General features: G+C 34.3%; 12 protein-coding genes. 1 reads left to right on the top strand and 11 read right to left on the bottom strand.

Translation table 11 applies throughout. The features are described 5' to 3' along the window. The first annotated feature begins 66 nt into the window (after positions 1-66). Positions 67-777: a heparan-alpha-glucosaminide N-acetyltransferase domain-containing protein gene (locus HMPREF0077_RS00420; protein WP_004835861.1), complete on the top strand. Its 711-nt coding sequence runs from the start codon at positions 67-69 to the stop codon at positions 775-777. 67 nt (positions 778-844) lie between these two features. Here HMPREF0077_RS00420 and HMPREF0077_RS00415 read toward each other — a convergent pair whose 3' ends face one another. The 11 genes from HMPREF0077_RS00415 to HMPREF0077_RS00365 form a co-directional block, all read right to left on the bottom strand. Then, positions 845-1,444, bottom strand: a complete 600-nt coding sequence (locus tag HMPREF0077_RS00415; protein WP_004835860.1) for a DUF4230 domain-containing protein — start codon at positions 1,442-1,444, stop codon at positions 845-847. Positions 1,445-1,453: 9 nt separating this feature from the next. Beyond that, a complete protein-coding gene (trmB, locus tag HMPREF0077_RS00410; protein WP_004835859.1) occupies positions 1,454-2,083 on the bottom strand; it encodes a tRNA (guanosine(46)-N7)-methyltransferase TrmB in 630 nt (209 codons plus the stop codon). A gap of 262 nt (positions 2,084-2,345) precedes the next feature. Further along, positions 2,346-2,837 carry a GAF domain-containing protein gene (locus HMPREF0077_RS00405; RefSeq protein ID WP_004835858.1) on the bottom strand — a complete coding sequence of 164 codons (492 nt, stop codon included), beginning with the start codon at positions 2,835-2,837 and terminating at the stop codon, positions 2,346-2,348. 1 nt (position 2,838) lies between these two features. Beyond that, positions 2,839-3,189, bottom strand: a complete 351-nt coding sequence (locus HMPREF0077_RS00400) for an arsenate reductase family protein (RefSeq protein WP_004835857.1) — start codon at positions 3,187-3,189, stop codon at positions 2,839-2,841. Next, positions 3,186-4,361, bottom strand: coding sequence for a M20 metallopeptidase family protein (locus tag HMPREF0077_RS00395; protein WP_040349181.1), 1,176 nt, complete (start codon positions 4,359-4,361; stop codon positions 3,186-3,188). The genes HMPREF0077_RS00400 and HMPREF0077_RS00395 overlap by 4 nt, the downstream gene beginning before the upstream one ends. A 62-nt stretch (positions 4,362-4,423) precedes the next feature. Further along, positions 4,424-5,578 (bottom strand): iron-containing alcohol dehydrogenase, encoded by a 1,155-nt coding sequence (locus HMPREF0077_RS00390; RefSeq protein ID WP_004835855.1) that lies wholly within the window; start codon positions 5,576-5,578, stop codon positions 4,424-4,426. A gap of 87 nt (positions 5,579-5,665) precedes the next feature. Then, positions 5,666-6,550 carry a DegV family protein gene (locus HMPREF0077_RS00385; RefSeq protein ID WP_004835854.1) on the bottom strand — a complete coding sequence of 295 codons (885 nt, stop codon included), beginning with the start codon at positions 6,548-6,550 and terminating at the stop codon, positions 5,666-5,668. Between the two features lie 175 nt (positions 6,551-6,725). Further along, positions 6,726-7,934, bottom strand: coding sequence for a threonine ammonia-lyase (gene ilvA, locus HMPREF0077_RS00380; protein WP_004835853.1), 1,209 nt, complete (start codon positions 7,932-7,934; stop codon positions 6,726-6,728). Between the two features lie 11 nt (positions 7,935-7,945). Continuing rightward, a complete protein-coding gene (gene nifJ, locus HMPREF0077_RS00375) occupies positions 7,946-11,482 on the bottom strand; it encodes a pyruvate:ferredoxin (flavodoxin) oxidoreductase (RefSeq protein WP_004835852.1) in 3,537 nt (1,178 codons plus the stop codon). A gap of 101 nt (positions 11,483-11,583) precedes the next feature. Then, positions 11,584-12,786, bottom strand: coding sequence for a dicarboxylate/amino acid:cation symporter (locus HMPREF0077_RS00370; RefSeq protein WP_004835851.1), 1,203 nt, complete (start codon positions 12,784-12,786; stop codon positions 11,584-11,586). A 307-nt stretch (positions 12,787-13,093) separates the two neighbouring features. Continuing rightward, positions 13,094-14,032: an L-lactate dehydrogenase gene (locus HMPREF0077_RS00365; RefSeq protein ID WP_004835850.1), complete on the bottom strand. Its 939-nt coding sequence runs from the start codon at positions 14,030-14,032 to the stop codon at positions 13,094-13,096. Positions 14,033-14,107: the final 75 nt, after the last annotated feature.

Genomic DNA, 14,107 nt, shown 5'->3' with positions numbered 1-14,107 from the left:
TCCTTTGAGCAAGGAGAAAATTATATTGCTTTTAGCTTTGAGGTATAGTTAAGAGAAGGAGAAAATATGAAAAGAAATTATTATCTTGACACTTATAGGGGTCTTACGATTATTTCCATGATAATCTTCCACCTATGCTATAATATTAACTATTACAAAAGTATAAGTCGGTATGACGGAAGTATTCTAAATAAAATTTGGCAACTTTCTATTGCTATTTCATTTTTTCTTATATCGGGAATTACTTCATCTCTAATTTCACCAAAGAAAAACATTAATAGAGGTCTTAAAACTTCTGCTCTCGGCTTTCTTATAAGCCTTATTACTTATTTGTTTGCAAGAGAGCAGCTAATTGTATGGGGAGTCTTGAATGCCTTGGGTCTTTCAATGATTATTACAGGTCTTTTACAAGAAAGGATAAAGATTTCTTCCTATTTTTGCATAATATTTGTAATTTTTTTTGCTTTAACTTATTCTGTCCCTAGCAGGTCTCTAGCTGAAATTAGTTTTTTTAACAATTTATACATGAAAAATATATTTCTCTTGGGTTTTCCCTCTAATGAATTCTCATCAAGCGATTATTTCCCTATGATTCCTTGGCTATTTATGTATTTAGCTGGATTTACAGCTGGTAATTTCCTTAAAGAGAAAAACTTTTATAAGGCATATGGTAAAGATAATTTCCTAGCTAGAATCGGAAGATTAGCTATGCCCATTTATCTAAGCCATCAAATCATTCTCTATCCCCTAGTATCTTTGTTTTTTGAATACTTCTAAACACATAAAAACCCAATCTTTAATTACATTAATGATTGGGTCTTTATCTATTATAAAATATTTTTTATCAGTTAAGCTTTATAGTATAGTCAGCTTTAATAATCGGATTTATGTTAAGAATTTCAACTATAGCATCTTTGCTTTTTTTGTTGGCTTCCTCCAAAAATCCCTTTTTAGTAAGATTTTCTTCTACTTTTTTCATTTCATTTTTCCTAAAATCAGAGAAATCCTTAAGCTTTAATTGATTAAAAATCGAATTTTTTTCATCGAATATGGTTAGGGAATCCTCATCAATCTCGTGAGATATGATTTTAGCCTTAGCTAATCTTATGTTGATGATTTTATTTTTATCATCAATATCTACCTTAGTCTCATCTAAATCTACTCCAGCACTGACTACCCCATCATAAGAAATTATGAACTTCTTTGTAGTAAAAGGTATCTTCATCCCATAAAACTCGCTCTGATTTTCAAAAGAACCAACATTCGTGTATCTATACTTTAGAGTTGTCAATTCCTTAACACTTAACAATTGCTCCTTAACTATATCACTCGATATCTTATCTTTATTATTCAGTCCCCCAGCTTTCATACCAAAAAAGCAGGAAGCAAATGAAAGGATTACTACAACAAAAAGAGCAATAAGTATTTTTTTTACTTTTCTCATCTTTTCTCCTCAATTATTAAACTTTGCCCTAACAAAATATATAGGCATATCTTTCATTCTAAATTTATTTTCATATTCTGTGACTACGGATTTTTCGAGGTCGAGATTTCTGTCTACTTCAATAATGTCTATGCCAAATTCATCAAAATATTCTAAACTAGAATCAAAGAAGTCTGTATTATCTGTTTTTAGTTCAATTTCAGCCCCTTCACTTACAATGTTTAGGTATCTATCGAGAAATCTCTTATGGGATAGCCTTCTCTTGTGATGACGTTTCTTTGGCCATGGGGTTGAGAAATTTAGGTAAATCTTATCAATTTCTCCTTTGTCAAACATATCTTCTAGGTTCTCTGCATTTCCTATAATGCCTCTAACATTTTCTATGCCTTCATCAATTATTTTTCTACTAGCAACAACAAAAGCATTGGTGTTCATCTCGAGGGCTAGGTAATTAATATCCTTATTGGCTAGGGCTTTTTTGATAATAAAATCTCCCATGCCCGCTCCGATTTCTAAATGTATGGGATTGTTATTTCCAAAAATTTCCTTCCATCTTCCCTTATTTGAAGTCGGATTAAAATATATATACTTATTTTCCTGCATTTCTGGAATTGCATTAGGTTTATGTCTAAGTCTCATCTAAACTCCTTTGATTTAAACTATAGTCTTAAATTTGCAATTATTTGCTATACTACTTTTAGTATTATAACAATAAATGTAATATTTTCAAAATAAATTCTAGTAATTTACAAAAATATAAAATACATTTAAGATTAATTAAATAAAGATAGAGAGTTTATATGCTAGATTTCCTTTTATAAAAAGAATCCTTGATTATCCCCAACTAAGAACTCAATTATGCTTAGTTAAGAATTTAATTTATCAAGAATTCCTTATTAGCCTATAAATATATTCTATTTTCCAAAATTTTACCTATTTCTTTGAATCCTTCCACTTCTACTTGGCTAAATCTAGCAAGTTTTGGCGAATCTAAGTCCAATAAACATTTTAAATCGCCTTCATTAAAAATCGGAACAACCAATTCGGAATTAGAATTATTATCACAAACTACATGATCTATAAACTTGCTTACATCATCAACCTTAATAATTTTTCCTTCCCTATAAGCCTTAGCACATACCCCCTTATCAAAAGAAAGTCTTGTGCAAGCAGGAAGACCTTGAAATGGACCTAGGATAAGATTTCCATCTCCAACAATATAAAAGCCTGCCCAATTTAAGTCCTTGATTATAGCCATAATAAAGGCAGAAACATTAGCCATAAGGGCTATGGGATTTTCTTCATCATCGACTTGAATCTTTACATAATTGATTAGCTCATCCATTCTTTCTTTATCATTAAGCTTGTCAATACCCCTTAGTTCAAAAGACATCTTAGAGACTCTCAAGGTATTTCTTTACATCTGGACCGACTAGAATCTTGTCATCATCAGTAAATAGGATTGGTCTTTTAACAATCATTCCGTCTGTAGCCAACAAGTCATATTTTTCTTCAAGGCTCATATCCTTTAGCTTATCTTTAAGATTTTCTTCCCTGTAGATTTTTCCTGAAGTATTGAAGAACCTCTTGATATCGTATCCTGACTTTTCATGCCAAGCCTTGAGCTCTTCTCTAGTTGGATTTTCATCTTTGATATCCCTTAGTTCATAAGAAATATTTTTCTCATCTAGAATTTTCTCAACACCCTTGCAGGTGGAACATCTTTTATAACAAATTAATTTCATTTCTTTTCTCCTTTCAAATAATCATAGGCGATACTTGCCATTGCACTTGGCCCATAAACAATTGCATCCTCGTTAAAAATAGCCTTACCATTATGGAGTGGGTAAGCCTCACCCTTATCAGGCATACATCCTACCATAAGCATTAAGGAAGGGACTTTCTTTGCTATATTTGCAAAATCATCACTGGCAGTAACAGCTTCGCACTTATCAAACAAAGAAAAATCTTTATTATCTATTTCCATTCTTCTTAAAACTTTTATAGCTTCATCATAGAAATCCTTGTCATTAATGATAGCAGGGACATCAGATAAAATCTCAAAATCAGCATCTGCCCTGTAGGCTTTTGCTATATATTTAGCTATTTCTGGAATTCTTTCTTGGATATGCTTTTTGCTTTCCTCATAGTAAGTCCTTGTAGTTCCCTCAATGATGGCCTTATCAGGAATTATATTAGGAGCATTACCTCCTTGTATATGACCAGTTGTAAGAACTGCTCCCTTAGTAAAAGAAAGCTCCCTTGATACAAGAACTTGTAAGGCATTGACGATTTGGCAAGCAATAAAACTTGCATCAATTCCTTTTTCAGGCATAGCCCCATGGCAAGAATAACCCTTAACCTCTATTCTAAAATTATTATTAGAAGTAGCCATGGCTCCTTCCTTAATATAGATACCCACTTTTCTTGTTGTATCCATATGAACCATCATTGCCTTATCTACTTTTGGATTTTCTAAGATTCCAGCATCAATCATCTTTTCTGACCCTTTTAGAATTTCCTCGGCAGGCTGGAAGATAAATTTAACAACCCCACCCAGATCTTCTTCCATATCTTTTAATATCTTAATAGTGCCTAAAAGCATGGCAGTGTGAAAATCATGACCACACATATGACCGCAAGTGTTTTTAGATTTAAAAGCTAAATTATTTTCCTCCACTATTGCAAGAGCATCCATATCTGCCCTAAGCAATATTGTCTTATCACCCTTACCAAGGCTTGCGAGGACAGAATTTTCAATTGGTGAAGTGAAGGATACACCAAGCTTATCCAATTCTTCTTTAACAATACTTGTAGTATTTTCTAAATCAAATCCTAGCTCTGGATACTCGTGGATTCTCCTTCTAATATCAATCATGTAATCCTTTATCTCTTTAGACTTCTCAAAAAAATTCATGAAATCCTCCTTATACAATATTTTTAAATAAAAAACCCCGGCCTCGCCAGGGTCATGCAATTCTAGAAATCTACTTTTTCTCCGTAGTAGCTTGCCTTATAAAGTTTTTTAATGTCATCAGCTGAAGTTTTTCTAGGATTGGTTAAGGTACAAGCATCCTTAAAGGCATTCTCGCTCATTAAGTCTATGTGGGCTAGGAAGGCTTCCTCACTAATTATTGTATTCTTACCATCCTTAATATTAGCTGAAATTCCAACTTCTTTGTTGAGTTTTCTAATCTCTTCTGCAAGGTCATCAATTCCTAAAATTTCCTCAATTTTGTCGTACTTATCAGTTTCTTTTCTATTATAATCGATAATGTAAGGAAGCATTATTGCATTTGCTTCTCCATGAGTAAGATGGAAGATACCGCCAATTTTGTGGGCCATTGAGTGAACTATACCAAGTGAAGCATTGGTAAAGGCCATACCAGCTATAGTTGAGGCTGTGTGCATTTTTTCACGTGCTAGCATATCGTCAGCCTTATCATAGGCTCTTTTTAGATAAGCAAATACTAGTTCAATTGCTCTTATAGCATATGGATCTGTGAAATCATCAGCACTAGTAGATACAAAAGCTTCAACAGCGTGGGTCATTACATCCATACCTGTTGCTGCTGTAATACGACATGGCATCTTTGCTGGTATTCTTGTATCCAAAATAGCTACATCTGGAACAAAATCAGGATGGACTAGTGGGTACTTAATTTCGTTTTCAGTATCTGTAATAACAGAAAATGCAGTTATCTCAGATGCTGTACCAGATGTTGATGGAATACAGATTAATCTTGCCTTATTCTTTAATGGTGGGTTGTCGAATTGAGCAAGCTTTGTAAAATCATAGCCTGGATATTCATAAAATACCCACATAGCCTTAGCTGCATCCATAGCAGAGCCACCACCTATAGCTATTATCCAGTCAGGATTAAACTCTTCCATTCTCTTTCCACCTGCTAGGCAAGTTTTAACAGAAGGATCTGGTTCAACTCCATCAATTATTTCCACTTGGATACCAGCTTTTTCTAGTTGAGCTTTGGCTTCATCCAAAAATCCAAATTTTTTCATTGATGATCCTCCAGTAACTAGAACCGCTCTTTTTCCCTTGATAGTTGAAAGATACTCTAGGGCATCCTCGCCATGAATAATTGTGTTAGGAACTGAAAATCTTGTGTAAGTCATAATTTACTCCTTGTTAATTTATTATTTATCAATGTATAATGATTATACAAGAACTTTTATATATGACAAGCTTTGCCTAGCTTAAATTTATTCCTTCCTGGACTTACCCCAAAAGAAAATACTTATAGCTCCTGGTCCAATATGGCTACCTATAGTTGGACCTATATTAAAAATTTTGACCTCTTTTAGATTTTTAAAATTATCCAAAAGCATATCTTTAACTTCTATTGCTAAATCCTCATTTTTAGCGTGGTTTACGAATACATCATCAGCATAGTCAAGGCCATCATAGGCATTTTCTTGCATCTTTTTTATCATGGTATTTATCAATTTTTTCTTAGTCCTAATTTTCTGGCCAACGAACATATGACCTGTGTCATCAAACTGAATTAAAGGACATATATGAAGATGTTTTCCTATGCCAGCAGCTGTTTTTGATAGCCTACCACCCCTAGCTAAGTATTCAAGATTCTCATTGCTTGTGTAACAAATTACATGCAGACAATTGTCCTTAGCCCATTGATAAAGCTCTTCTATACTTAGACCCTCGTTTTTGTAGGCAACAAGTTTTTTAATTAACAAACCAACACCGCTAGATGCCATTTTTGAATCTATAGGATATATTTTTCTTTCAGGATAATCTTCTTTTAGAATGTCTATTGCTTGTAATAAACATGAATACTGAATAGATAAACCCGAAGAAAGGCAAACGTGTAAGATGTCTTTTCCTTCTTCTAGCATTTGCTTAAAATAGTTAATATATTCTTGAGTATTGATAGCTGAAGTGCTTGGACTTGAGCCATTTTCCATATCCTTATAAAAGCTATCCATATCTAAGCTTTTACCAAAATCATCCAAAAATATTTTACCATTAAGTTCATAATTTGATTTAATAAAGCTAACTCCAAGTTCTTTTACATACTCGTTTGTTAAATCCATTATAGATTCAGAACTTATAATAAAATCCGACATAAATCCTCCTTCTGAAATCTAATAATTAATTATATTCTACCATATAAATCAAAAGACTTAAAATATATGTTCGTGACTATAGATAAAAGAAGACAAAAATATATCAGGGTTCGATAAGATAACCCTGATATATAACTCTTTTATTTTTTTATATTTTTAGCATTAAACTTTAGCTTTATTTATTTCTGCTAACATGGCTTTCTTCATAGCCTGCGTCAGCAAGTGCTTGATATAATTCACGTCTGTGGTCTTTGTTATAAGTTTCAGCTATAATTCTTACAACTGCATGGTCAAAGCCAACTGTTTCTGCAGACTTAAATTGGTCGATGTTTTTGATATTAGCTCCCTTGTCTTTGATTATTGTTAGTAATCTAATTAACTCGCCTGGTTTATCAGAAATAGTTGTTGTAATTTCTGCAAGTCTTCCTGTCTTAAATAGACCTTGGTTAATGATTTGAGAGATTGTGTTGACATTGATGTTACCACCGCTAAGAACAGCACATACTTTGCCATCTGAGAAATCAAATTTTTTAGATAAGACTGCAGCTACAGAAGAAGCTCCCGCACCTTCAGCACTTACTTTACTTTCTTCAAGTAGTCTTAGGATGGCATTTGTTATTTCATCTTCTGATACAGTTACTATTTCATCAACATATTTTTCGCATAAATCAAAGGTCAAAACGCCTGGTTTTTTAACAGCTATACCATCAGCCATTGTATTCGCTGAGTCAAGGGTAACTATTTTACCTGCTTTTCTAGAAGCAAGCATTGATGCTGCATTTTCTGGCTCTACGCCTATAATTTTTACATCTGGTTTTAGGGATTTTACAGCTAAGGCTATACCTGAAATGAGTCCACCGCCACCGATTGGAACTACTATATATTTAACATCTGGTAGTTGTTCAAGAATTTCAAGACCGATTGTTCCTTGACCACATAGGACATATTCATCATCAAAAGGAGCTACATAAGTTAAATCCATTTCTTTTTGTAACTCATATGCCTTGGCTTGTGCATCATCAAATGTTCCATCGACTATTATAACTTCTCCACCGTAGCCTCTTGTAGCTTCTATTTTTGACAATGGAGCTATGGATGGGATACAGATATAAGATTTGATACCTTGTCTTGTTGCAGATAGGGCTACACCTTGAGCATGGTTACCTGCTGAGCAAGATATTACACCCTTTTTCTTTTGTTCATCAGTTAGATGTGCTATTTTATTGAAGGCCCCTCTAAGTTTAAAAGAACCTGTCTTTTGTAGATTTTCCATCTTTATATATAGGTTTTCACCCATTCTAGATGCTGTATAAATTGGAGTTTTTTCAATATTACCTTCAAGAATTTTTCTTGCTTCTTTTACCATTTCTAAATTTGCTGTCATAACTACCTCTTTTACTTAATTTTTGCCATTCTTTTATAAGAATCTAATCTTTCTTTTGCTGCTTGTTCTGCTTCCGCATAAAGTTGATCCGCACTTTCTGGGAAAGCCTTCTTTAATGATGCGTAACGTACCTCTCCTTGGAGGAATTCTTGGAATGATTCTTCAGGATCTTTTGAATCCAGAACAAATGGATTCTTGCCATCTCTTGCTAGAAGTGGATTGAATCTCCATAGATGCCAATAACCAGATGCTACCGCTTCTTTTTCTCTTCTTTGAGTCTTACCCATTCCTGCCTTTATGCCGTGGTTAATACATGGAGCATAAGCTATTATAATTGATGGGCCTGGATAAGCTTCAGCTTCTTTTATTGCCTTTAGGGTTTGTGCTTGATTAGCTCCCATTGCAACTTGGGCAACATATACATAACCATATGTTGTCATCATTAGACCTAAATCCTTCTTACGAACCTTCTTACCAGATGCTGCAAATTTTGCTACTGCTGCAAGTGGTGTAGCCTTTGAACTTTGACCGCCAGTATTAGAATAAACTTCTGTATCAAATACTATGACATTGATATCTTCTCCGCTAGCTAATACATGATCTACTCCTGAGAAGCCGATATCATAGGCCCAACCGTCACCACCAAATATCCATTGACTTTTCTTTACTAGATAATCTTTGAGAGCCTTAATTCTTTCTAAAATTTTCTTAGCTTCTTCATTGTCAATTTCATTTGCCAATAAAGCTTCTATTTTTATAGCAGCTTTTTTGCTAGCTTCAAATTCATGGTTATTTTCCAACCATTCATTAAAGGCATCATTTAATGGACTTGTTAGATGAAGACCTAAGAATTTTTTCATTAGATTTTCTAGACTAACTCTATTAGCCTTATTAGCTAAAAGCATGCCATATCCATACTCAGCTGCATCTTCAAATAGAGATGATGCCCATGCAGGGCCTTCTCCCTTCTTGTTGGTACAATATGGCATAGATGGAACTGATGACCCCCAAATAGATGAACAACCTGTTGCATTAGAAATCATTTGATGATCTCCAAATAATTGAGTTATTAGTTTTGCATAAGGTGTTTCACCACAACCTGCACATGCACCTGAAAATTCTAATAGTGGTTGCAAGAATTGTGAATTCTTAACATTATTTGCAGCAATTTCATCATCTTTGTAGCCTACTTTTTCATGAGCATAGAGCCAATTATCAGCTTGTTTTTCTATTTGCTCGTCAATCGCTTTCATCTCAAGGGCTTTTTTAGGAGCAGGACATACATCAACGCAGTTGCCACATCCCATACAATCATAAGGAGATACTTGGATTCTAAATTCATATCCCTCCAGACCCCTGCCTATAGCTTTTTTCGTTTCAAAGCCAGTAGGTGCATTAGCCTTAGCTTTTTCATCTAAGAGGAATGGTCTTATTGTAGCATGTGGACAAACGAATGAACATTGATTACATTGAATACAATTGTCAATTTTCCATTCTGGAACGAATAAAGCTATGCCTCTCTTTTCGTATTGGCTAGTTGCCGCCATATATTGACCATCATCATAGGCTAGGTAACTAGATACTGGAAGGTCATCTTCGTGAAGATTGATTATTGGCCTAACCATATTTCTTATGAATGCAGGTTCATCTGAATTATCTTCTAGCACTTCATCTTCTAGATTCTTCCAGCTAGCAGGTATTTCTACCTTAGCCAACTCTTCTCTAGTTCTATCAACTGCCTTGTTGTTCATATCTACTATATCTTGACCCTTCATACCATAAGAGGCTTGAATAGAATCTTTTAGATATTTAATAGCATCATCAATTGGTAATACCTTAGAAAGTATGAAAAATGCAGTTTGGATAACCATGTTAGTTCTATGACCCAGACCAACTTCTATGGCAATTTTTGAAGCATTTACTGTATAGAATTGAATATTTCTACTAGCTATATCTCTTTTCATTTTGTTTGGCATATGCTCTTCTAATTCGTCCATATTCCAAATAGTATTCAATAAGAAAATTCCACCGTCTTTAAGATTTTTTGTCAAGTCGTATTGCTTAACATATGCTTGTGGTGAACATGACACAAAATCTGCCTCATCTATTAGGTATGCCGCATGTATTGGGTTTGGTGAGAAACGCAAGTGAGATAGGGTTAGACCATTACTTTTTTTGGCGTCATAGTCGAAATATCCTTGAGCAAACAAATCAGTATTATCACCTATAATCTTAATAGCATTCTTGTTTGCTCCAACAGTACCATCTCCACCATTACCCCAGAAGATGCATCTGTTAGTTTTGCCATCGTTGATTACAAAAGATTTGTCAACTTCTAGGGAAGTATGAGTTACATCGTCATCAATTCCAACTGTAAAATGGTTTTTAGGATTTTTGCTTGCTAGATTGTCAAATACAGCCTTGAAGTGAGCAGGGTTTGTATCCTTTTGTCCTAGACCATAACGTCCACCTATGATTTTTGGATTTCTATTTGAATTAGCAAAAACTTCTACAACATCAAGATATAAAGGTTCTCCGACTGCTCCTTTTTCCTTTGTTCTATCGAGAACTGCTATTCTTTCTACACTTTCTGGAATTGTCTTTAGTAGGTGTTCAGCAGAGAATGGTCTATAAAGATGAACCTTAACGAGTCCTAGCTTTCTTCCCTCTTGGTTTAATTTATCCACAGTTTGATTAATAGTATCTGTGCCTGATCCCATGGCAATGATTATATCTGTTGCCTCTGGGTCTCCAACATAGTTAAATAGAGAATAATTTGTGCCAAGTTTCTCATTAATTTTATTCATGTATTCTTCAACGATTCCTGGTAAACTATTATAGGCTTTATTTTGAGCTTCTGTTCTTTGGAAATATCCTCCCTTTTCAAAAACTCCCCTCATTGTAGGTCTATGTGGTGATAAAGAATCGTTTTTGAAGGCATCTATAGCTTCATAATCTACTAAATCTTCGAATTGATCATAATCCCAAACCTCGATTTTTTGAATTTCATGGCTAGTTCTAAAACCATCAAAGAAGTTAACGAAAGGAATTCTAGCTTTGATTGCTGCAAGATGAGCTACTGGAGAAATATCCATGATTTCTTGAACTGAACCAGAAGCAAGCATTGCAAAACCTGTTTGTCTTCCAGCCATTACGTCTTGGTGATCTCCATACATATTGATAGAACAAGTAGAAATAGAACGAGCAGCAACGTGAAATACCGCTGGTAAACGTTCTCCAGCTATTTTGAACATATCAGGAATCATCAACAAGAAGCCTTGGCTAGCTGTATATGTGGATGTAAGTGCGCCTGCTGCTAGAGAACCATGGACTGCACCAGCTGCTCCAGCTTCATGTTGCATTTCAGTTACTGAAACTTCATTGCCAAACAAGTTTTTCCTGCCTTGAGCAGCCCATTTGTCAATAAATTCTGGCATAGGTGAAGAAGGTGTAATAGGATAAATAGCTGCAACATCAGAAAATGCATAAGATACATGAGCAGCTGCTGTATTACCATCCATTGTCTTCTTTTTTCTTTTAATAGTCATAAACTCTCCTTATATATGTAATAATTATTTTAAATATGTGTGAAAAAATATAATATGAGCGGAAAAATAGAACTCAAAAAGAGTTCTATTTTAACTTGTTATTATGCTAAATCTTTTATATATTCTTCGTTGGCAGCTGGATCTAATTTAAATCCATTAATCTTGTTTACTATACAAGCTATTGCAGCATCACCAGAGATATTGCAAGCTGTTCCGAAAGAATCTTGAGCAACGTATAGGGCAATAATCAAAGCTGTCATAGGCTCAGTAAAGCCAAGCATTGATTGCAAGATACCTAAAGCTGCCATAACTGCACCACCTGGAACACCAGGAGCTGCTACCATTGTTACACCAAGCATTAAGATGAATGGGAACATATGATGTAGGGTAACATCTGCTCCTTGAAGCATTAGTATAGCCATAGAGCAAGAAGTTAGTGTAATAGTTGATCCAGAAAGGTGGATTGTAGCACAAAGTGGAATAACGAAGTCTGCTATACCCTTGTTTACACCCATCTTGTAGGTTTGTCTTAGAGTTACAGGGATTGTAGCTGCAGATGATTGAGTACCTATAGCTGTCATATAAGCTGGGAAGATTGTTTTAATTTTCTTAAATGGACTTCCGCCACCAGCAGAGCTTGCAATAGAATATTGAATTAATATTGTCAACCAATGAAGTATTATAACCATTAAGAATACTTTTGAGAATACTTTTAATACTTCAGCAACTGTTCCTTGATAAGCCATATTAGCAAAAATACCAGCTATGTGAATTGGCAACAAAGGAATTACTATGTTTGAAATAAGCTTGGTAATAATGTCTGAGAACTCATGAACTGCTTTTTTAAGGACATCTCCCTTAACTGCAGCTATACCTACACCTAGGATGAATGACATAATAAGTGCTGTTGTTACACTAAATATAGGATCCATTGGAGATGTAAAGAATGGTTCTAGAACTTTACCTGTGTTTTGTTCAGGGTTGAAGTTGATTGCACCTTGTTTAATAAAGTTTGGTAGTACAAAACTTCCTGTGAAATATGTAGCAGTACCAAAGGTTATTGTTGACAAATAAGCAATACCTGCTGTAATAGCTAGTGTCTTTCCTGCTTCACTTCCCAAATCAGCTATTCCTGGGATTACAAAGCCCATGATTATTAATGGAATAACGAAGTTTAGGAAGTTACCAAATAAACCGTTAAAGGTTATAAGAATTCTAACAATAACAGCTGGTCCAAAAAGACCAAGAATAATGCCTAAAACGATGGCTATAATTAGCCTTGGCAATAAACCTATTTTTTTCATTTTATCCTCCTAAATAAATTTGATTCTATGATCAATTTAATAATATCAAATATACGTTTTCATGTCAACTAAATTTTTTATATATTAATGTATGGACTTCTATTGCAACTGTTTTGATACTCGTTATCATAGCTAATCTAAGCTTGTTAGCCTTATTCGTGATAACGTTTTACCTTTAATGAGCTAATCAAAAAAAGGACTACTGCCCTAAAGCATATTTTATCAATAAAACTAGCTAATCTATTTAGTGAAAATTAGCTTTCTATAAATAAAATATGCTTATTGTGCAATAGTCCCAGTTAATATTTTATTTGAAGGATCTATCTATGATTTCTTTTAGAGTCTTGTAAGAGGAATCCATTCTTTCCTTTTCTGTATCAGTTAGTGGAATTTCAATTACCCACTTAACACCATCCTTACCTATGACAGTTGGTACACCAATAAAGATATCCTTTAAGCCATATTCGCCATCAAGGTAAGAAGATGTTGAAAACACTCTATTTTCATCATTTATAATTGATTCTACTATTCTTGCAAGGGCCATACCTATTCCATAGAAGGTAGCTCCCTTTCTTTTAATTATTTCATAGGCTGCATTTTTTGTCTTCTCAAATGTTTCTAGTAAGGCTAGTTCATCAACCTTGCTATGAGACTTAACCCATTCATAGATAGGAAGTCCACCAATATTTGTGTGAGACCAAACAGCAAACTCGCTATCACCATGTTCGCCTAAAATGTAGGCATCAACACTTCTAGGATCAATTCCTATAAGGGAAGCTATTTCCTTTTTAAATCTTGAAGAGTCAAGGGTTGTTCCAGTACCTATGACCTTGTTAGCAGGAAATGATGAATATTTCCATGTAGCATAGGTTAAGATGTCAACAGGATTGCTTGCTACTAGGAAAATTCCATCGAAGCCTGAATCGACAATTTTTTTAATCATGTCTTTGAAAATCTTTAGATTTTTATCTACCAAGTCGAGTCTACTTTCCCCGTCTTTTTGTGGTATGCCTGCTGTAATAACCACTACTTCAGCATCACGGCAATCACTATAATCAGCCTTATAAATAGTTTTTGGCTTAGTAAAACTTAATACATCTGATAAGTCCATGGCATCTCCATAAGCCTTATCTTCATTTATATCAATTATTCCGATCTCTCTACCTATGCCAAGTATTGTGCTTGCATAAGCAAAGGAGGAACCTACAGCTCCATCTCCAACTAAAATAATTTTGCTATCTTTCATAAAAACTCCTTTATATCCGATTGTTTTAATAGGATATATTTACTATACCTATTCTATACCTTGTTTGAAAGAGGA

The sequence above is a fragment of the Anaerococcus tetradius ATCC 35098 genome (genome assembly GCF_000159095.1).
In the GTDB taxonomy this organism is placed as follows: domain Bacteria; phylum Bacillota; class Clostridia; order Tissierellales; family Peptoniphilaceae; genus Anaerococcus; species Anaerococcus tetradius.
Note: the sequence above shows the minus strand (reverse complement) of the source record. Positions and strands in the feature narration are given on the sequence as shown.